Annotated in this window: 13 protein-coding genes and 1 pseudogene; 4 read left to right on the top strand and 10 right to left on the bottom strand. The window is 38.7% G+C overall.

The features are described 5' to 3' along the window. Positions 1 to 611: 611 nt before the first annotated feature. Complete coding sequence (locus tag ACFIMS_RS07650; protein ID WP_375613588.1) at positions 612 to 1,136, bottom strand: peroxiredoxin; 525 nt, start codon at positions 1,134 to 1,136, stop codon at positions 612 to 614. A 217-nt stretch (positions 1,137 to 1,353) separates the two neighbouring features. Here ACFIMS_RS07650 and ACFIMS_RS07645 point away from each other — a divergent pair, with 217 nt between their 5' ends. From ACFIMS_RS07645 to ACFIMS_RS07635, 3 genes and pseudogenes are all read left to right on the top strand, one after another. After that, positions 1,354 to 2,982: an alpha-D-glucose phosphate-specific phosphoglucomutase gene (locus tag ACFIMS_RS07645; RefSeq protein WP_375681357.1), complete on the top strand. Its 1,629-nt coding sequence runs from the start codon at positions 1,354 to 1,356 to the stop codon at positions 2,980 to 2,982. Between the two features lie 1,084 nt (positions 2,983 to 4,066). Continuing rightward, a complete protein-coding gene (locus ACFIMS_RS07640) occupies positions 4,067 to 4,402 on the top strand; it encodes a zinc ribbon domain-containing protein YjdM (RefSeq protein WP_273790940.1) in 336 nt (111 codons plus the stop codon). A gap of 875 nt (positions 4,403 to 5,277) precedes the next feature. Further along, positions 5,278 to 5,358 (top strand): annotated as a pseudogene (locus ACFIMS_RS07635) (DUF4102 domain-containing protein); the annotation flags it as partial. A gap of 434 nt (positions 5,359 to 5,792) precedes the next feature. Here the strand turns inward: ACFIMS_RS07635 and ACFIMS_RS07630 are convergent. The 7 genes from ACFIMS_RS07630 to ACFIMS_RS07600 form a co-directional block, all read right to left on the bottom strand. Next, positions 5,793 to 6,371 (bottom strand): NifU family protein, encoded by a 579-nt coding sequence (locus ACFIMS_RS07630; RefSeq protein ID WP_375668492.1) that lies wholly within the window; start codon positions 6,369 to 6,371, stop codon positions 5,793 to 5,795. Positions 6,372 to 6,430: 59 nt separating this feature from the next. Beyond that, on the bottom strand, positions 6,431 to 6,922 hold the full coding sequence (locus ACFIMS_RS07625) for a universal stress protein (protein ID WP_375612177.1): 492 nt from the start codon (positions 6,920 to 6,922) through the stop codon (positions 6,431 to 6,433). 62 nt (positions 6,923 to 6,984) lie between these two features. Then, on the bottom strand, positions 6,985 to 8,055 hold the full coding sequence (trpS, locus tag ACFIMS_RS07620; protein ID WP_375613581.1) for a tryptophan--tRNA ligase: 1,071 nt from the start codon (positions 8,053 to 8,055) through the stop codon (positions 6,985 to 6,987). A 60-nt stretch (positions 8,056 to 8,115) separates the two neighbouring features. Continuing rightward, complete coding sequence (gene murJ / locus ACFIMS_RS07615) at positions 8,116 to 9,687, bottom strand: murein biosynthesis integral membrane protein MurJ (RefSeq protein WP_375696569.1); 1,572 nt, start codon at positions 9,685 to 9,687, stop codon at positions 8,116 to 8,118. Between the two features lie 788 nt (positions 9,688 to 10,475). Then, entirely contained in the window at positions 10,476 to 13,706 is a 3,231-nt protein-coding gene (locus tag ACFIMS_RS07610; protein ID WP_375696568.1) for a BID domain-containing T4SS effector, read from the bottom strand. 316 nt (positions 13,707 to 14,022) lie between these two features. Then, positions 14,023 to 15,987, bottom strand: a complete 1,965-nt coding sequence (locus tag ACFIMS_RS07605) for a BID domain-containing T4SS effector (protein WP_375696567.1) — start codon at positions 15,985 to 15,987, stop codon at positions 14,023 to 14,025. A gap of 292 nt (positions 15,988 to 16,279) precedes the next feature. Next, positions 16,280 to 17,206 carry a BID domain-containing T4SS effector gene (locus tag ACFIMS_RS07600; protein ID WP_375696566.1) on the bottom strand — a complete coding sequence of 309 codons (927 nt, stop codon included), beginning with the start codon at positions 17,204 to 17,206 and terminating at the stop codon, positions 16,280 to 16,282. A 22-nt stretch (positions 17,207 to 17,228) separates the two neighbouring features. Here ACFIMS_RS07600 and ACFIMS_RS07595 point away from each other — a divergent pair, with 22 nt between their 5' ends. Then, positions 17,229 to 17,504 (top strand): hypothetical protein, encoded by a 276-nt coding sequence (locus tag ACFIMS_RS07595; protein ID WP_375696565.1) that lies wholly within the window; start codon positions 17,229 to 17,231, stop codon positions 17,502 to 17,504. 414 nt (positions 17,505 to 17,918) lie between these two features. On the opposite strand, the gene ACFIMS_RS07590 is transcribed toward ACFIMS_RS07595, so the two are convergent. Continuing rightward, a complete protein-coding gene (locus ACFIMS_RS07590) occupies positions 17,919 to 18,761 on the bottom strand; it encodes a BID domain-containing T4SS effector (RefSeq protein ID WP_375696564.1) in 843 nt (280 codons plus the stop codon). A gap of 341 nt (positions 18,762 to 19,102) precedes the next feature. Next, positions 19,103 to 20,311 (bottom strand): BID domain-containing T4SS effector, encoded by a 1,209-nt coding sequence (locus ACFIMS_RS07585; protein WP_375696563.1) that lies wholly within the window; start codon positions 20,309 to 20,311, stop codon positions 19,103 to 19,105. Between the last annotated feature and the right edge of the window lie 250 nt (positions 20,312 to 20,561).

The raw sequence follows: 20,561 nt of genomic DNA, 5'->3' as shown, positions 1-20,561 counted from the left end.
ATAGCTCTTGTATTTTGGCGCGTTTACGAGAGGTATTTTTACTCTTTTTAATCGTTTATTCATATGCCAATCCCGCTTGCTAATGAGCAAGAAAATAGTTTTAAGGGATTCAATATAAGAAGGGATAAAATAAAACAATCTTATGATATTCGGCTCCTCTCATTCAATATGCAAAATTATAAATTATCTTTATAAATCAAAGTATTGTTTAATACAAAGTTTTTCTCAGTATGAGAAATTTAGCATTGATCTTGCATATTTCATCAATACGTTAGTCCTTGATGTTTCTGAGAGAGTTTTGCATGAATTTGCGCATTTGGCAATTGCATCTCCATTTTTTGATAGCGTGCAACAGCTTTTAACTCTTTGATTTTTTAGCCCCACAACGGGTCCAGATTTTTCATCAGCAATTTTTCAAACTTTTTCAAAGCAGTTAAAACATAAAATATTTATTGAAAAAATTATTGCTGTAATCTTTTTTCACAGAAGGCGTACAATCAACTTATCGGGTCTGTTTTCACGAATAGATGTTGTAAAAAGTCAACGACACAAATCTTCCTCCTCAGAAAATTTGTGTCGTAAAATTTTGTTTAAATAGACGATTGGGGGAATTAGCTTTTCAATGCTTTTAAAACATGTTGTGGTGAAGAAACTTCATAAGGATCTGTTGCACAATTATCTGAAAAACCTGCTTCTTCGAACCATTGTTCAACCACACCATCATTAATAACAGCTGCATAGCGCCATGATCGCATGCCGAACCCAACATTGTCTTTTGCAACCAGCATACCCATTTTGCGTGTGAATTCACCAGAGCCATCGGGAATTAACTTCACGTTTTTGATATTTTGTGCTTTTCCCCAAGCATTCATGACAAAAGCATCATTGACGGAAAGACAATAAATTTCATCAATACCCGCTTGTTTAAATTCATCATAGAGCTTTTCAAAATCAGGCAGCTGAAAGGTTGAGCAAGTAGGGGTAAAAGCTCCAGGAAGAGAAAAAAGAATAACACGCTTTCCTTTAAAGTAAGCATCGCTGTTAACTTCTTGCCACCGATAAGGATTGTCTCCAGCCACTGATTCATCGCGTACGCGTGTGTGGAATGTTACATTGGGAACTGTTTTTTTCATCATCATGATGCTCCTGTATTCTTTTACGAAAATTTTGTTTTAAAACAGCCTTTGTATTTAAAAACATATGGTAAAAAGCGTTTTAAATAAAAGGGCTTCTTTAAAAATTCTTACTTCTAACGAGTGTGCAAATATTTCACACTTCCGTCAAGTAGAATTAATGGTCGACTTTGGATACTCTTCACCTTAAAATTATAGGAAATCATATAAAGGTATTGATATGACCATAAAGACAGTTTTAACCACGGCTTTTGAGGGGCAAAAACCGGGAACGTCTGGTTTGCGCAAAAAAGTGTCTGTTTTTCAACAACCCCATTATGTAGAAAACTTTATACAGTCTCTTTTTGATAACATTGGGCCTCTTGAAGGAAAAATGTTGATTCTTGGGGGGGATGGGCGCACTTTTAATCGTACTATCCTTCAGATTGTGTTGAAGATGGCAGCGGCGCATGGTGTCTCTTGTGTTAAAATGGGAAGGGGCGGTATTCTTTCTACACCTGCTGTTTCGCATCTTATTCGTAAAACTCATGCCCATGGTGGACTCATTCTTTCTGCAAGCCATAATCCTGGTGGTCCAGAAGGAGATTGTGGTATTAAATATAATATTTCCAATGGGGGACCCGCTCCTAATTCTTTATGTGATGCTATTTTTGCAACATCGCAACGTCTTTCTTTTTATAAAATTCTTGAAGCACCAGATATTGATTTAGATAGGCAAGGTACGATCTTTATGGGAGCCATGCGGATTGATATTATTGATCCTGTCGCTGATTATGTTGCTTTGATGCAGGAGCTTTTTGATTTTGACTGTATTGCCAAGGCTGTTGCTCGAGGTCTTACTTTACGGTTTGATGCCATGCATGCGGTAACAGGGCCTTATGCCCATGAAATTTTTGAAAAATGCTTAGGATTTTCTGAAGGGACGGTGGTTAATGGTATTCCTTTGCCAGATTTTGGAGGCGGTCATCCAGATCCCAATTTGGTTTATGCCAAGGATCTTTATGATTTATTGATGTCAGAGCAAGGACCAGATCTTGGCGCCGCCTCTGATGGTGATGGAGACCGTAACCTCATTATTGGTCGTCAACAATTTGTCTCGCCTTCGGATTCTTTGGCTATTATGGCTGAACATGCACACCTTATTAAAGGATATCGAAAAGGTGTTGTGGGGATAGCGCGCTCTATGCCGACGGGGCGTGCTGCTGATCTAGTTGCGGAAAAACACGGATTAAATTTTTTTGAAACGCCAACGGGATGGAAGTTTTTTGGAACCCTTTTGGATGCGGGAAAAGTAACCTTTTGTGGTGAAGAAAGCTTTGGAACGGGCTCTCATCACATCCGCGAAAAAGATGGTTTATGGGCTGTCCTATTTTGGTTAAATCTTGTAGCGGTAACAGAAAAAACTGTCGCACAGATTGTTCAACAGCATTGGTCCACCTATGGGCGTTTTTACACGTTACGGCATGATTATGAAGAAGTCGAAGCAGATAAAGCTTTGGCATTACTAGAGCATTTGCGTGCGCACTTACCACATGCAGGAACTGAAATTTCTGGATTTTTCGTCAAAAAAGCAGATGATTTTACATATCATGATCCCGTTGATCAGAGCGTTAGCACGCGGCAAGGTATACGTATTTTTTTCGAGAATGGAGCAAGGTTGGTGGTTCGTTTGTCGGGAACAGGGACGCTAGGTGCTACTTTACGACTTTATTTTGAACAGTATGAAAGAGATCCGCGCAAACACAATTTTAATCCGCAAGAAGTTCTCCAACCTTTGCAACAGGTAGCACTAAAACTGTTAAACATACAACAAGCATTGGGGCGAGATCGTCCTGATATTATCACCTAAGATCATTGGAATGTTTTTTTGTAAAGGTATGATGATTGATCACATGGATGTGATTTTAGGGGTGTGATTTTATGTGCATAAGGGAGAGCTTAACTCTATTTTTAGGCGAGACTTGTTTTTTCCACCTTTCCATATCAATCGGATTCCTAAAACTGCGGGATTCTTAAAACTAAATGCTGTAGGAAATTATAATCGAGCATAATCGGATCATTTATGTCCAATGGGTTTGCTCAATGGCTTGATAGCAATTTTTGTTTAATAGGGGAATGTTTCTCATACAAAACAAAATACGATCATTGTTGCACATTTCATATGTTTGTTTTAAAGAATCTTCTCTCTCAAGACACTAAAAACGCATCTTATGCGTGTTGCTTTGAAAGGGATAACCGGCCATCCATCCATTGAGCAGCACCATTTTTACGCTTATGAGAGAGTAAGACGGCACCATTATTCACTTTGCCCGCTTTCAATGTTGGCTCTTATATTTGAGAGTATTTAGTATTTTGGATAATCGTTTTACACGGATTTTCCTACTTGTAACATGCAAACAAAAGGCTTTGGTTGTTTCAATGTAAAAGGGGTTGAGAGAATCTCAGCTTATTTATCGGCTCTCATTCAATATACAAAACCATTAACTATGATCATAAATCAGTCTGTTCTCTAACATTATGACTGTTATCTTTACTTAAATAAAAGGTTAAGTTGGGGACATCATTTTCTTGTTTCTCAATGCTGCAATAGTTTTTAGCTCTCTGAGAACGTTTTATTCAGAGATGTTCCTTTTCTAATTGTTTTGTTATCCATTCGTTAATTGCATTGGTGATGTATAAGAAAATGATTTTGATTAATTTATTAGAGAGAATGCAGTGAGTAAATTTTATGATATGCGGGGGGCTTATTTGAGTTGTATAATGATCAATCATTTTTATAAACTTGTGTATAGTATGTGATGATAGCATTCATGAATACAGTTGGCAGATGAGGATTGAAACAAAGGGAAACATTTTTCTAAAATAATGGACAATAAGCACTTCTTGCTTTATGACCAGTCATAATGAATGTTTTTTCTAAAAAAGGGAAATTTATGACCCAATATCCCAAATGTCCTCGTTGTGATTGTCTTTATACTTATGAAGATGGTGAAAATTTTGTGTGTCCTGAATGCGCGCATGAATGGCCACAAAAAAACGATGATACGGTTCTTGCCAATACTGTTTATGATGCCAATGGTCAGATTTTAACAAACGGAGATACCGTTATGGTGATAAAAGATCTGAAAGTAAAAGGCGCTTCATCTGTTTTAAAAGGGGGGACGAAGGTAAAGAATATTCGCTTGGTGGATGGGGATCATAATATCGATTGCAAAATTCCTGGGATCGGTCAGATGAGTTTAAAGTCGGAGTTTGTGAAAAAAGTTTAGGCATTTATCTTCTTGCAATTGTTTTTGCATTTCGTTGGTTTTCTATTTTTACATTCTTCTCTAATTGGGCATATTTTTCTCCAATGGGCTTCTTTTCTTGTTTCATAGATTACACCAATCAGATAGGAGCAATATGTTTTCCTTTATTGCAAAGCCATGTATCGCAGAGAAATAGCGACTCTTTCTTTTCTTTTAATATGGGGTTATGAGGGGACTGGATGTTGACTCATAAGCAACAATAAAAGTGTGCGCTTTATGAGAAAAACAACGCCGTAAAGTAGACAAACTTATTTCTGCTGAATTGAAAAAATATTCTCATTTTTTTATCAGATAATTTCTCAAACAACCATAATAGATCTGGCTTCAATGTATTTATTTTTTATGGGTAGTTACACCTTTTGCGTCATATTTATGGAAATGAGATTGAAAATGATAGAGGAAATTCTTGATTTTAAGAATGGAAAAAGGACGCTATGACCTTGATAAGGTCGTACTGTCATTCATTTTTCAGCTCTTAGTGCTGCAACAGTCTCTTATAAAAGTGTACATAAGAGCTATTAAAAATAGTTTTTGTTATTATCCAGTTTGTGCTGTGTAAGCGGACGATTTTGATTGATGCAATAAAAACAGAATTGAAATAAGAAAAATGTCAGAATTCTCATTCAAGTTGCAAAATGTGATCTTTGTCGAGTGGCTGAAACAACATATTGATTTATAATAATAAATTAGCGTTATTCATATTGAATTAGAACCCCGAATAACGTGGGATTCTCTCATTTCAAATCTGTTCCATGTTGAATCAATGAAAATCACTTGCTTGCACACCACAAGCGGGGCTGGCGTGTGGGTAAAAATGAGGAAAGAAAGGAGTAAAAATGACTCTTATGAATCGTCTTAATGAAAGAGCTGTCGCATCATTAGGGGCTGGCAGATATGATGATGGTGCCGGCTTGCTACAAGAAGTATTTTGCGTGATTTGTCGTTGGAAGCACTGAGAAAGATGAAGCAAATGGGCACTCTATCTTGCAATGTTTTCTTTTTTGTAACGAGGTCGTGTTTTCCTCGTTAAAATTGCATGACAAGATTATAAAACAAAATAAATTTAAAGTGCACATCCATGCATTGTACTTCTGTGTACGTATAAATTGGTTTATTGAAACAACTTATGCTCTTAAAAGGGCAGAAAGCTTTTTAAGGCATATGTGGAGGTGAAAGGTGAGTGAAGGTATCATTATTGGACAGATTTTTTTAACAGTACTCTATTTTTATGGCTGCATGGCTTACTTCGAGAATTTCAGGAATAAAATGACGTAAGATCTTTACATTCCATGTTTGAGCACTGTTGAAGAGGGGCAATCGGTGTGGTTATTTTACCTATTGAGGTCAATATTTATTGTGGCATGGCTTCAACGCCTAAAACTTCAGGGATAAAATGGCGTAAAAGATTTTCAATACCATGTTTGAGGGTTGCCGTTGAAGAGGGACATCCAGCGCAGGAGCCGCGCATATTGAGATAAACAATACCATTTTCAAATCCACGAAAAGTAATATCTCCACCATCATTGGCAACCGCTGGGCGGATACGCGTTTCAAGCAGCTCTTTAATGGTTAAGACAATATCAACATCTTTTTCGTCATAAAATTCTTCGTTAAGGGCATGGGTTTGTGCTTGTGTTGTAGCGTTGGTAGTGATCACTGGCTCATTGGATAGAAAATGTTCCATGATTGTGCCTAAAATGACGGGCTTGAGATGTTGCCATTCCCCTTCTTTTTTGCTTACGGTGATAAAATCATAGCCTAAAAAGACACCATTGATATTGGGAATATTAAACAGTTTAGCCGCCAAAGGTGAGTTTTTAGCTGCTTCTTCAGGGTCACGAAATTCTAATACGCCCTCAGAAAGAACCACGCGTCCTGGCAAGAATTTAAGAGTTGCAGGATTTGGGGTGGTTTCAGTTTGTATAAACATAGATTCTCCTTTTATAACGAAGGCTTGGGAAGATCTTACATTGTAGAATATTATATTTTTTAGGCAATAGATCTAATATCTTCATCGGCAAGATTGCTAGGAATAACAATGACAGGGATTGAAAAAGCTGTTCCTTTATTCCCGATTAATTGAACAAGGGGTCCTGGTCCTTCTGTATGTCCACTGGCTGCTAAAACAATCAGTGCAATCCTTTTATCTTCGTCGATCAGTTTAGAAATCTCATCAATTTTTTTTCCTTCACGCACTACTATTTCTGTTTCAAGCGCATGGGTGGTGCGGACTTCACTGGCAATGTCTCCTAATATTTTATGAGCACTTTGCTTTGATTCTGTACGCATAACGTTGTTTACACCCAGAAAATGTTGAAATTCTACACTATCAACGACACAAAGTAATACCAATGTTCTACTGGTATTTTGGGCATGCTGTGCGGCAAACGCAACGGCACGCCGACACTCTGGTGTTTCATCGATAATAACTAAGTTTTTTTTCTTTGGTTCTTTTTTCGGATTTTGGGGTTTGGAAATCATGCACTTTCTCTATTTTGTACAAACGATTTTTTTTCTCTCTACAGTTTTTAGTTTTATTATTTTTATGTATCGTGCAAAAATCCAATAATTTCACGAATTTTTTTCATATTTTCTTCTGCGAGCATACTAGCACGTTTAGCGCCATCATGCAAAACAGAGTCGATATAATCATTTTCTTGATGAAGGCGACGTAATTCTTCTGTTATAGGGGCAAGCTTATGGACAACAAGGTCGGCTAGAGCTGTTTTAAAATGCGAAAATTGTTGACCAGAAAATTCTAAAAGAATCTTTTCTTTGCTAACTTTGGCAAAGGCGGCATAAATACCAAGCAGGTTATCTACTTCTGGTCGTTCTTTTAAAGCGGCAAGGGTATCGGGAAGTGGAGCCGAATCCGTTTTGGCTTTGCGTATTTTTTTTGCGATAAGATCAGCGTCATCGGTCAAATTAATGCGTGAAAAATCTGAAGGATCTGATTTTGACATTTTTTTCGTCCCATCGCGCAAAGACATAACGCGTGTGGCTGTTGTTCCAATCAGTGCTTCTGGAAGAGGAAAAAAGCCTTGTCTTTTTTCTTCATCTGTTTGCATAGAGATGCCAAAATTTAATTCGGCAATACGCTGTGCATAGTCGTTGTTAAATTTTTGTGCAATATCGCGTGTGAGTTCAACATGCTGTTTTTGATCTTCGCCTACTGGAACATGCGTTGCACGATAGACTAAAATATCAGCAGCCATCAAAGTGGGATAGGCAAAAAGCCCGATGGATGCTTTTTCGCGATCTTTTCCCGCTTTATCTTTAAATTGTGTCATGCGTTGAAGCCAGCCGATACGGGCAACACAATTAAAAATCCAGGCGAGTTCAGCATGTTGAAAAACACGTGATTGGTTAAAAATAATGTGTTTTTGAGGATCAATACCGGCGGCTAAAAAAGCTGCTGTCACTGTTCTGGTGGATTCGCGTAAAGTAAAGGGATCTGGGTTGACTGTGAGCGCATGCATATCCACAACACAATAGAGGCAGTGATGAGAGTTTTGCAGTTCAACCCAACGCTGAATGGCTCCAAGATAATTGCCAAGATGTAAATGACCACTCGGTTGTACGCCGGAAAAGACAAGTGGTGTGAAGGTATCCATAGGAGTGCTCTTTCTTCAATTAAGGTTATTCATTTTATTGTTTTTGACAAAGTATAGATATTATGAGCGTTTTTTCAAATTTTTAAGCGTGTGAAAAAAGGAACGGGTGTTGAATAAAAAATAGGCACTAAAATAGATCAAAAATATGCCAATCATGATCCCAGCTAAGGTGATCGCGCGCAAGAAAAATGATGCTTGTGAGGATAAAGGAAAAGACAAAAAACCAAACACATTCAATCCGTAATAGAGGGCTAGTGCACTCAAAAGAGTTGCCATCATGAGACATAATATTCGCTTTATCAGTTGGAAGTCGTATTTCCAATAACCGCGTTTGATAAGGACACTCCACAGCAAAAGGGTGTTGGCCCATCCAGAGGTAATTTCAGCAATAACAATGCCTCGTGCAGATAGAATAGGAAATAATGTTAAGGCGAGACTGATATTGATGAAAACGCAAATACCTGTAAAAATCATCGGTGTTTTGGTATCTTCATGGGCAAAAAAATTAGGAATAAAGACCTTAATAAGAACAAAAGCTGGAAGTCCTAATCCATAAAGTTCTAGTAATTGTGCAACATGGTGTGTTGATTGACTGGTAAATTGTCCTCGCTCAAAGAGCAAACTGACAATGGGAGTGGAGAGCAGCAAAAAAGCAATGGATGCTGGAAGTGTTAACAACAATGTTAATTCAATAGAGCGATTTTGTAAATGGTGGGTTTCTTTATGCTTTTTGCTCCGCAAAGCGCGTGTTAACTCTGGTAAAAGAACGGTTGCAACGGCAATGGCAATTACGCCTAAAGGCAATTGATAAAGACGATCAGCATACATCAAAGAAGAGACAGCACCCGATTGACTAGAAGCAATGTTGGTATTAATAAGCAAATTAATTTGCGTAATGCCACCTGTGATGGCTGCGGGGAATGCTAAAGTTAATAGCTTACGAACATTAGGACTTAAATGGGGCTGGCGGAAGGAAATTTTCATTCCACTTTGACGCAAAGCAAGGGCAATTAAGGTGAGTTGAAGAAGCCCTGCTGCCAATACACCCCAAGAGAGATTTAAGCCGATATGCCAAGCGTCAAGTTTATAGATCCAAGCATAGGCAAGCACACCAATCAGAATAATGTTTAAAAAGAGTGGGGCAATGGCGGCAATAAAATAGCGTCGCAGAGCATTAAGCATGCCCCCCATCATGGCAGCAAGCGACATGCAGGTTAAATAGGGAAACATGATTGCAGTAAAGTGAATTGTAGCGTTAAATTTTGTTGCATCTTCGGTAAAACCTGGAGCAATAATGGTTCGTACCAAAAAAGGCATACTGAGTTCCATCGCAATCGTTAACAGTAAGAGCAGTGAAAAGAGAACGCCAAACACCTCTTCTGCAAACTTGCATGCCGTTTCGTGACCATCTTCAGTGATTTTTTTGGCAAAAAGAGGAATGAAAGCAGCATTAAAGGCACCTTCAGCAAAAAAACGGCGGAATGTGTTGGGAAAACGGAAAGCAGCATTAAACGCATCAGAAACAGGACCAGTTCCTAGTGCTGCTGCCATAAGCATTTCGCGTACGAAGCCAAAAATACGGCTCATGAGGGTTCCGGAAGCAACTGTTGCAATTTTTTTAATCAATGTCATAAAGATATATCAACTTTGTTGTAAAAGAGAAGCGATGACAGGAGAAATAAAGCGTTTTAAATCGTAAAAATCTGATCTCTATCCTAATCAAGGATACTTTTTGAAAGCGTTTTACGACGGTGTTTATCTTTCTGTCAACAATGGTGCTTGAAGACTTTTTTATGCTCCTTGTTTACTGTTGCATTAAAATTTTTATTGTTGCCATAAAATAATTAAAATTTCTTTTTCAAACTGAAATATGGGAGTGATATCATAACAGTTTGAAGAGACATGTAGGGATATATAATGATAATTTCTCTTTATGGTGTGATGTCGTGAATAGTGCAACCCAATACCTTACTGTTTTATGTGAGGGGTGTGCCCCTATTAAAAGAATGCAAATAAAATAAAAGCGTGGAGCAATACGTAATTTCTATTATTTATTCATTATTTAAAAAAAACAGCGCTTTAGATGTTTTAAAAAGTCGTAAGGCTAAGCTAAAAGGTGATGGTAAAACTGGTGATTACTTTTCACTTTTACGGCTTTATGTTCTCCCCAAATGTGGCTGCCTTCCCATTTTAGAGATTACATAAACAAGAGGATAGGAAGACATGATCTTTCAACAGCATTTTTCTTGTTCAGGTTTCTTTTCACAGTTGATGAGGATAAAATCTGAGAAAATAAGATAAAGTTGCTCTCTCATGGTTTCCATTCTCGTTGAGGTGCGATTGATTTGCCGATGAAGGCAAGGGGATAAAGGCTATCATTTTTACCAGAGGGGGCGAAAAAGTTAAAGTTTATGAACCTTTTAGACATTCATTGTCATTGCTTTTGCGTGCGCCGTTTTGTGAGGTTGAATATTTTCTTGTCTTTTGGGACTCTGATTGACGTTTTCTGTCATTTTTTGCACTTTAATTGCTTCTTTATCAAGGGTGTTGGAACATTTTTTTTCATTGTTTTTCTTTATAGATTGATGCTGGTTTGGTGCGAAGCGCTCATCGAATTTATGGTTATAAAAATACATGGGTTGTATATGCGGTTCTATCTCTTTTATCTGCTTGATTATTTCCATAATCTCTTTTGCTTTAATGGTTGATGTGCCAAGACTCTTCGCAAGTCTTTCAGGATTATTTTCTTTTATAACTTCATGCTCGTTTGAAGATAAGCGCTCATTGATTTTTTTGATATAAGTCCTTATCTCCCCCCTTAATTCAGGAGAGTTTGATAACATTTCTTGCTGTTGTGCTTTTGACAAGGAAAGGAGATTTTTCATCCAAGCCTTAGGCATTTCTACCGACTGTTCACACCGCCTTTGTTTTACATGATGGGTATGGAGAATGTCTCTTTCTGTTTGTTTAGAAATATTGATATAACGATCAATGGCTCTACAGAGGGGCAAAATATTTTCTTCAGCATGGGCGCGCGCGTTGTTTTTTATGCCAAATACATTGCTACCAGAAAGCTTAGAAATCGATTGGGGAGAGGTGGTAATTTGATAGGTGAGTTGTTCTCCTTCAGTATGATTTTCATGGATCATCTCAATTCTTTCCCGCAAAATATGACGATTGCCATAAATGATTTGGCACAAAGTTTCTATTTCTTTTCTTCTTGCTTGAATGGAAACGTTGTTTTTTATCCTTGTGGCAATTTCATTGTTGGTAAGGGGGGCTATTGTTTGTGCGGGGATAAGCACTTCTTGCTGGTTTTGAATTTTTGGTGCTGTAAAGGAGAGGGCGTCACCGATTTTTAATGTCTGTATTTGCTCTGGGGTGAGATCTTTTTTATTTCCCAAGATGAAAGTTCCGTTAGCATCAAGCATAAAGCCATTGGGTCCACTGCCTCTGTAAAAGCCTTTATAGGTATGACCTTCTTTTGCTGTTATAATAAGATGATGATGAATACTCTCAAGCCCGATATGTTTCATACTGTCCATGAATTCTTTTAAAATAAGTATTTTTTCTGGATTTGATATATCCTCAAGCAGATGTTTCATTTCTTCTTTATCTTTATGTTTTAGCGATGCAATGCTGGCAAGATTCATGCGTTTTTCTGTTACAAGAGAAAAGTCGAGTGTGTGGCCAGCAACTTGCCCAAGTTTTTCAAAAAACATTCGTTGTGTGCGTCCATTACCTTCTCTGAAAGGATGCGTATAGTTGAGTTGTATCAACATTTCAGTGACATGTTCAATAAATGTTTCGCGGGTTAAGCCTTTTAAACTATTCGTTTCAGCAAGTGTTTTATCTAAATTGTCTAGACCCTCCTGTATCTGTTTTGCTGAGGCAAAAGAAATACCAGCTTTTTTCATCATTGGCATATAAGCAACGGTACCATCTTCAAATGTAAATGGTTTTTCGCGTGTTTGTCCGGCCCATTCAAAAGTATTTTTAAATAGGGTGTGATGAATATATTGGAGATATGTGGAGGTTAGTTTTTGTGGTGGCGCTTCTTGGCGCAGATGAATGATTGCTTTTGTTGTATCATGGGCACATTGCACTTTTAATTTTCCATAGTCTTTTATTCCATATTTATTCTTTAAGGTGATACTATTGGGATAAAAGAAATTACGATGTATTGTCTTATTTTCTTCGGTTTCAGGCGGTGATGATAATTTCTCCTGTAAGGTGAGAGGGACGGTGTCCGTTTTTCTTGTACCAGTATCCCAGTATGCCATTGCTTTTTTTGGGGGCTGTTTTGTTCTTTCTTGATGATCAGAGCGTGTTTCCTTTGTCATTTTGACAGATATTGGATTATTTGTCGCTGTATTACTGCTCTGTAAAATATTTTTTTGAAAATCTTTTTGCATTTGCCTCATAGCGGAAGCCGATTGAGCAATTGGTTGTGCCATTTGTTCTTTTTCTTGTTCTTGCAAACTTTGGGGCATAACTTCAACGCTGTCATGTAAAGCATGAGGGGCAATCCACGGTGAAAAATGGGCTTGTTCTTTTTTCTTTGTTTGAATGGATGCGTTGTCTTTGCTCTTTTCAGTTATTTCATCGTTTTTAAGAGTGGCTCTTTTTTCTTCTTTTTCTTCTGGAAGCAATGTTTTTTGCTGGGTTTTTTCTGGGTTTTGAACTTTTGGTGCTGTAAAGGAGAGGGCATCACCGATTTTTAATGTCTGTATTTGCTCTGGGGTGAGATCTTTTTTATTTCCCAAGATGAAAATCCCGTTGGCATCAAGCATGAAGCCATTGGGTCCACTGCCTCTATAGGTACCATGATAGGTTTCTCCTTCTTTTGCAACGACAGCGAGATGATAATTTTTTTCATCCAATCCAAGCTCTCTCATAGAGTTGGTGAATTCTCGTAAGAAGAGCAATTTTTCTGGATTTGAGATATCCTCAAGAAGATGCTTCATAGGCTCTGGGTTGCCATGTTCCATGGCAGCGGCGCGGACAAAGTCTTTACGTTTTTTGCTCACAAGAGAAAAGTCTAGCTCATGTCCTGCTGCTTGAGAGAGTTTTTCAACAAACAGTCTCTTTGTGCGCCTATTGCCCTCTCTGAAAGGATGCAAGTGGTGCAAATCTATCATTATACCAGCTGCTTGTTCAACGAATTCTTCGTGCGTTAAGCCTTGTAAATTATTCTTTTCAGCAAGCGTTTTATCTAACTTTTCTAGTCCCTCCTGTATTTTTCTGCCAATCGCAAAAGTTTTTGTAAATTCTTTTCTTTTCAAAATGGGCATAGAAGCAACAGTGCCATCTTCAAATGTAAAAGGCTTTTCGCGTGTTTGTCCGGCCCATTCAAATGCATGGGAAAAGAGGCGTTGATGAAGGTATTTTAGATAAGAGGCATTAAACTGCTCTGGTAGAGGTTCTTGGTGCAGTTTTATCATTTCTTTTTTTACATCATTAGAACAGCATTCTTTTAATATTTCTTTATCTTTGATGCGGTATTTATTTTTAAGCACTTTGCTATTGGGGTAGAAAAAATTTTGCGCTTCTTCATTGATTTGCTTTGAAATGGCTGCATTAATTGCAGAGTGTTGTTCTTGCAATTCTTCCTGTGTAGAGGAGGCACAATGTTCTGTGTTTTCTTTCATGCATATTTCCTTTCAAATGGTAACATTATTTTTGAAATCTTCTTTGTTTACATTTTTTGCCTTATATTATTTTTATAGCGTTTTCTTCAAAGAAGAATGCCTATTTGAATGATTGAAAAAATTGATCTTATTCGCATGGAACAAAGTTAAAGTTTATAATTTTGAAGTATTATCGTGAAATTTTATCAATGAATTCTGTAAAATAATGGGGGGTCTTATTCAAAAATTTCTGTATTTCATACACCGTCTTTGATGCAATCTTGGCAAGATAATTGCACCAAAGTTTTGGATAAAAAGCCAACAATTAGGAGATTTATCACGACAAAGCCATTGCTTTTGATGTTTCGGCTCTGCGCGGTCGAACATGCGGCTGGTCTTCTTGTCTAGAAGTTGCTGCAACTTCTTGATGCCGCTTTGCTGTTGAGCGTTCAGGAAGCTTCGGGGGCTGCGATAAGCTTTGCTGCTTTTGTAATTTTTTATCGAGATCGGTAAGTGGTTGATGACGTTTTTGTTGTTCTTCCTGATGGTTTTGCACAATGGCTTCTCTTAACTGTTTTATCGTATCAGCATAATCCTTAATGGCGGTACAAAGGGTAGGAAGATTTTCTTCAGCAGCTTTGCGTGCTCCGTTTTTTACGCCAAGGTTTTTTCTACCAGCAAGTGGAGCAAAAGATGTAGAATCCTTTTCAATTTGAAATACAAGCTCTTCTCCCATCTCTGGAATTTTGTGCATATCTTCTAGTCTATATTGCAAAATAAATGGATCCTTATAAACAATTTGGCACCAATATTGGATCTCTCTTTGACCATATTGAACCGATGGATCTTTTTGAACTCTGCGGGCAATTTCCTCATTTGAGAGAGGCTTTATTTTCTTTTCTGAATTGAGCGGATTTTGTAAATGTTGATTTGTTAGCTCTTCCTCTTGTGCTTGTCGCTGATGTTGTTGTTCCGTGTGAGAACCTTGTAAAATATTTTCACTTTTTGTATATTTTGAAGTATACACATAACCGTTAATGGCAGCACATAGGGTGGGAAGGGCTTCTTCAGCTTGTTTGCGCGCATGATTTTTTATGCCAAGAACTTTTCTACCAGCAAGCTTAGAAATAGACTTAGGCTGTTCTGTAACATCCCATAAGAGTTGTTCTCCCATATCAGGGTTTTCTTTAATTTCTGCAATTTTTTCTTCTAAAATAAGTCGGTCGCCATAAACCTTTTTGCACAAAAATCGTATCTCTTCTTGATATGCTACGAGCAATAGCTCTCTTTCCATTGTATTAATAGATGGTTTTTGTTCGTGAGACGGTTTTGGTTGTTCAATTGCTGTGTGTGGAGAGGCAGGCTTTTGGACGACAGTATCGCTTTGTTTTCTGTTTTCCATACGGTGCGATTTTCTTGAAGGCGGGATGGCATATGTTCCACTGTCTTGTGATGATGAACTGCTTTGCTGCCTGACTTTCATATGTGATGGTGTTTTGGGTCTAACACTTGGTTCGTGTGTTTCAGGATTTTGGATTTTTGTGCCGTTTTGCACTCTGTCTCTCATGCGTGGGGGAAGGGGCGGAGCCACTTTTGTCTGTAGAGAAGGGGATTCTTGAGCAGTTGGTTTATTTTGTTCTCTATCTTTTGCACGCGGTGGTCTTTGTGGGGCCATTTTTATGCGCGTGGAGGGGCTTTCTTGGGTTTCATGCTTTTGGATTTTTGCGTCGGCTTGTGTTTTTTCTCTCATACGTGGGGGCGGGGGCGGAGCCATTTTTTTTTGTAGGGAGGGGGACTCTTGAACTGTTGGTCTATGTTGTTGCCTCTCTTTTGCACGTGGAGGTCTTTGTGGAGCTGTTTTTGTGTGCGGAGAGGAGCTTTCTTGGTTTTTTGAGTGGGAGATTGTTGTGCCGGTTTGTGCTTTTTCTCTCATGCGTGGAGGAGGGGGTGGAGCCACTTTTGTCTGTAGGGAGGGGGATTCTTGAACTGTTTGTTTATGTTGTTGTCTCTCTTTTACACGCGGAGGTTTTGGTGGAGCTGCTTTTTTTTGTGAGGGAGGCGTCTCTTGGTTTTTGGCGTTAAGAGGCATTGTGCTGGTTTGCATTGGGCTTTTCATACGAGGGGGTGGTGGTGGAGCAACTTTTGGGTGGTGTGATAAATTTTCTGGGTGTTTTTCTACAGTTGGTTTTGGCAAATTTTGAGAAACTTGGGAAGGAGTGGTTTTAGTGGGGGATTGTTCAGCCGGTTGTTGAAATTTTTCCATCATTTCGGTGATAAAAGGGGAGGGATTTCTTTTTTTCATGCATGTTCCTTTCAAACTCTTCCAATATTGTTTTTAAATACTATTTAAAAATGCACGTTGGTTTTTATTCTGTTTTATGCTTTTTCATTTGCTTTTATGAGAGAGGATATGAAACTGAGAAGTTTCACAAGATTTGACTCTCATGGTTCAGATCATAATCACTCTCTAAATATTGTTTGATCAATAGCTGAGATTAAGTAGTGGAGGAATGAATTTCTCCATTTCTTGGCGCAAATCACCTCTGCTATGGTTGCGCCAAGACGTTGGATTCAACGTGAAAACTTATGTCTGTTTAGCTGGCAAAAGCCATCGCTTTTGGGGCGGCAGTTTTGCGAGGACGAATATCTGTTTCTCTTTGTTGAGTAGAGGTTGTTGCTCCTTCATGCGTTACTGTTGAAAGCTCAACGCGTTGAGCAGACTGTGAGACGCTTTGTTGTTGATGCAAGATTTTCGCTCTCTCAGAAGATGCTTCATTGTGTCCTTGTTTTGTCTGCTGAGTTTTTGAAAGGCTCTCTCTTACTTGTGTTACAGCTGTTGCATAATTGTCAGCGGCGTCAATGAGGTGAGAAAGACCCGCTTCAGCATGTCTGCGTGCTTGATTTTTAAAGCCACAAAAGTTATGACCAGCGTACTTGTGAATAGATTGAGGATTTCCGATAAGTTGCTGTGCGAGTGCTTCTATTGTTTCAGGGTTTTGGAAAAGCTCTTCTGTTTGTGATTGCAAAATGTTTTCGTTCCCAAAAACAACTTTACACCAATATTGGATTTGGGCGCGGTGTCTTTTGACTTTTGAATGTTGTTGAATTTGGGTAGAAATTTCTGTCTCTGAAAGAGTTTCTTTTTCACGATGATCTGGTTTTTGCAGAAGTTTAGCGACAGCTTCTTTCCCCATAAAGCGTTCATAGTTTTTGAGTTCTTGATCTGGAGATTGTAAGAGGCTCTCTCTTGCCTGCTTTACAGCTTCTGTATAACAATCAATAGTAATGCATAGAGCGGAAAAACTTTCTTCTGCTTGTCTACGCGTTCGATTTTTAAAGCCCAACATGTTGGTGCCGGAAAGTTTAGTGATGCTTTCAGGATGAGCTGCCATGCGCCATGAGAGCTCCTCTCCTGCAGCAGGATTTTTTTGAATTTCCTGCATTTTTTCTTGCAAAATATTTGGATTGCCATAGGCTTTTGCGGATAAATGTTGGATTTCCTCTCGGTATGTTTTAACCAATGAATGGTGTGGAAGAAATAGAATGATTTCTTCCTCTGAGAGAACTCTTGTTGTCCTTTGGGTAATTTGTGAAGTAACTGTTGAGTGTGTCGTTTCAGCTTCTTGCGGTCTTTTGGTAGAGCCGCCTCTTGTTAACGAAGCTGTTCGATTTGTTGATGCATATACAGTTTCTTCGCTTAAAAGAGATTGTCTTTCCTCATCTTCTTCCGGTATGGATGACAGTCTTTTGCTTTTTGAAGGCGTTTCTTTAGGAAGGGGGGCTGCAGCGCCTGAGACCTCTGCCGCCGCTTGTTCATAGAGCTTTATAAGTTCTTGTATTGAAGAGGATGGAAAAGGATGAGGGTGTTTTTTTTTTCATGCATGTTTCCTTTCAAAAATTGTTTTAGAAAACCTCTTTGGTGCATTCTTGCCTTTTATGCTTGGATCGCTTTGAGACAAAAGAAATATCGAGCTGAATGAGCTTCCAAAGATCTGCGCTATTTGCAATCAGCTTAATGGACATTTGTGTCTTTTATACAGTTTTTTTGTGAAATATTATCAATAAGTTATCAATAGTTATCGTGAATTACAGGCGCCATTTTTAGGACTATTTTTTGTAACATTGTAAAACAACTCTTGGCGCAATCGCAATGAAACGATTTGCGCCAAGAAACTCACTGAAAAAAAGATTACATGAAAAACAAAAACTATCTGTTTTTATGTTTATGCTCCCTTACATGGCAAAAGCCATTCCTTTTTCTCCATGTCTTTGTCGTTGAGGGCTGTGCTCTGGACTATTGTGTTCTTGTTCTCTTGTGTGATGATGACGATGATGATGATGGTGTCTCTCAACTTGCTGAGAATTTTTTTGATGGCGTCTTTGTTCCGCTAGAGGGGTTTGCGATAGTCTTGTTGTTGCGTCTTGTACAGCTTTCGTATAACCATCAACGGCATCAACGAGCGATCTAAAACCATCTTCAGCTGCTTTGCGTGTTTGATTTTTTAAGCCAAGTGCGGAGCGGCCAGCAAGTTTATGTATAGATTCAGGATTTTCAGCAAGTTGATTTGAAAGGTCTTTTCCTTTAGTGGGATCTGTAAGTATTCCTTGCAAGTGCTGCTGGAAAATCGTATCATCGCCATAAACAATTTTACTCCAGTGTATGACTTCTTCTGCATGTGCTTGGACGTGTGGATTTTTTAAAAGCATGACACTTATTTGATCAGCTGTGAGAGAAGGTGAAGATGATCTTCCTTTTTGTTGTGGAGAAACCTCTGTATAGTCAGTTTCAGGATTTTCTGTCCTTTGATGTTTACCTCTTGAAGGAGAAATACTGCTAACGGATGCGTATGTAACCTCAGCTTCGCGTTTTGGGGGAGCAACCTCTGTGTAATCGGTTTCAGGATTTTCTCTTCCCCGATCAGGATGTCTCCCTCTTGAAGGAGAAACACTGCTAACGGATGCGTATAGAACGTCTTCTTCTGGGGTTGGTCCGCGCTGGTTTCCTCTGTTTGGTTTATTAACTGTTGCATAGAGGGCTTCTGGATTTGCAGAAGGATGTGAATGATGTTTTTTCATACATATTTCCTTTCAATATTTTTAGAAAACCTCTTTGGTGCATTCTCCACTTTTAGTTTTGATAACTTTTATATAAGGAAGATATCCAACCGAATGACCTCCAAAGATTTTGCGCTATTCATATTGATATGTAATGAACATTTATGTCTTTTATACAGTTTTTTTATGAAATATTATCAATAAGTTATAATAAATTACAGAATCCATTTTTAGGACTATTTTTTGTAATATTTTAAAACAATTCTTGGTGCAATCACGATAAAATGATTTGCACCAAGAAACTCACTGAAAAAAAATTACATGAAAAACAAAAACCTATCTGTTTTTATGTTTATGTCCACTTACATGGCAAAAGCCATTCCTTTTTCTCCATGTCTTTGTCGTTGTGGGCTGGGCTCTGGACTATTGTATTCTCGTCCTCTTGCGTGATGATGATGGTGGTGATGTCTGTGTTCTGGGTCTCTTTCTGGACTTTCTTGTCTTTGATCTCTTTCCTGTTCACGTGTAAACTGTTTATGGAGCTTTTGTACCGTACGTATATGCTTCTCAAGAGCTGAGCAAAGGGGAGAAAAACCATCTTCAGCTGCTCTGCGATTGGGGCTTTTTACGCCAAGCACTTGCCTACCAGCGAGCTTAGCAGGGCTTTCAGGATGTTCTGCAAGGTCCCATAAGACTCTTTCTGCATTCTTGGGATCGTCAAGAATCTGAGCAAGTGGTTCATTCAAAGCATGTGCGTTACCATAAACAACTGTGCACCATTCTTGGGTTACTCTTATACCATGTTGAAATTCTCTGCTTTGTAAAAGCTTTGTTGTAACCACATCTTTTGGGGTTCTGGGAGGGGGTGTTGCTCCTCTGCCAACACCTTGATAGATGGGATTTTCTCGTTGTTGGGACTCTTGCCCGCCTTCAGCCCCCATGCCAACAGTTGCATAGACAGATTCGAGTGGTTTATGGGGAGAGAGTCCACCATTTGCACCAAAATCAAGCTCTGCGTAGAGATGTTCTGGTTTTTGAGGTTCTTGACCGTCTTCAGCGCCCATGCCAAGTTTTGCATAGACAGATTCTAGTGGTTTTTGAGGAGAGCGTCTACTATTTTTGCTAAAATCAGGCTCGGTATAAAGATGTTCCTCTGGTTTTGGGGAACGTTGCAAATCCTGAGTACTTTCCCTCGATGTATCGTAGAGGGGGTTTCTTTGTTCTTGGAACTCTGTTTCACCCGATGTTAGATTAACGACTGCATAGGGATTTGTAGGGTTTTCCGGAGAAGGCTCACGCGAACCTCTGCCAACCGCTGCATGGGTAGCTCCTAATGGGTATTGGGGGGCATAGATAGTTCCTAGTGGCTGTTGAGAAGGGGGCGTGTTATATGCACCTGTTCTTGGTGTATTGTAGGGAGAATTTTTTTGCTCATTTGTTCTCCCTCTCGGTCTGTCGTAAGGAGATGCTTCGCTTGGTATGCGCCGACCTCCGCTTCTTTGTGATTTATCCACTTGTGCGTATAGAGCTTCTGGGTTCTGGGGAGCTGGTTGTGGATGACTTTTTTTCATGGCTGTTTCCTTTCAATATTTTTAGAAAACCTCTTTGGCGCATTCCCCACTTTTTTGATATTTTTTAGGACAAAAGAAGAATATCAAACTGAATGGTCTCCAAAGACTTCACGCTATTCATATTGATATGTAATGGATATTTATGTCTTTTATACAGTTTTTTTATGAAATATTATCAATAAGTTATAGTAAATTATAGGATTCATTTTTAGGACTATCTTTTGTAACATTTTAAAACAATTGGTGGGCG

The sequence above is a fragment of the Bartonella sp. AP331QHHD genome, from assembly GCF_042195905.1.
In the GTDB taxonomy this organism is placed as follows: Bacteria; Pseudomonadota; Alphaproteobacteria; order Rhizobiales; family Rhizobiaceae; genus Bartonella.
The sequence above is the reverse complement of the archived record's forward strand: the minus strand, read 5'-3'. Positions and strand labels throughout refer to the sequence as shown.

Coding starts and splice junctions, on each gene's coding strand:
- ACFIMS_RS07650 (WP_375613588.1), bottom strand. CDS start 1,136: ATGATGAAAAAAACAGTTCCCAATGTAACATTCCACACACGCGTACGC.
- ACFIMS_RS07645 (WP_375681357.1), top strand. CDS start 1,354: ATGACCATAAAGACAGTTTTAACCACGGCTTTTGAGGGGCAAAAACCG.
- ACFIMS_RS07640 (WP_273790940.1), top strand. CDS start 4,067: ATGACCCAATATCCCAAATGTCCTCGTTGTGATTGTCTTTATACTTAT.
- ACFIMS_RS07630 (WP_375668492.1), bottom strand. CDS start 6,371: ATGTTTATACAAACTGAAACCACCCCAAATCCTGCAACTCTTAAATTC.
- ACFIMS_RS07625 (WP_375612177.1), bottom strand. CDS start 6,922: ATGATTTCCAAACCCCAAAATCCGAAAAAAGAACCAAAGAAAAAAAAC.
- trpS (WP_375613581.1), bottom strand. CDS start 8,055: ATGGATACCTTCACACCACTTGTCTTTTCCGGCGTACAACCGAGTGGT.
- murJ (WP_375696569.1), bottom strand. CDS start 9,687: ATGACATTGATTAAAAAAATTGCAACAGTTGCTTCCGGAACCCTCATG.
- ACFIMS_RS07610 (WP_375696568.1), bottom strand. CDS start 13,706: ATGAAAGAAAACACAGAACATTGTGCCTCCTCTACACAGGAAGAATTG.
- ACFIMS_RS07605 (WP_375696567.1), bottom strand. CDS start 15,987: ATGAAAAAAAGAAATCCCTCCCCTTTTATCACCGAAATGATGGAAAAA.
- ACFIMS_RS07595 (WP_375696565.1), top strand. CDS start 17,229: ATGATTTCTTCCTCTGAGAGAACTCTTGTTGTCCTTTGGGTAATTTGT.
- ACFIMS_RS07590 (WP_375696564.1), bottom strand. CDS start 18,761: ATGAAAAAACATCATTCACATCCTTCTGCAAATCCAGAAGCCCTCTAT.
- ACFIMS_RS07585 (WP_375696563.1), bottom strand. CDS start 20,311: ATGAAAAAAAGTCATCCACAACCAGCTCCCCAGAACCCAGAAGCTCTA.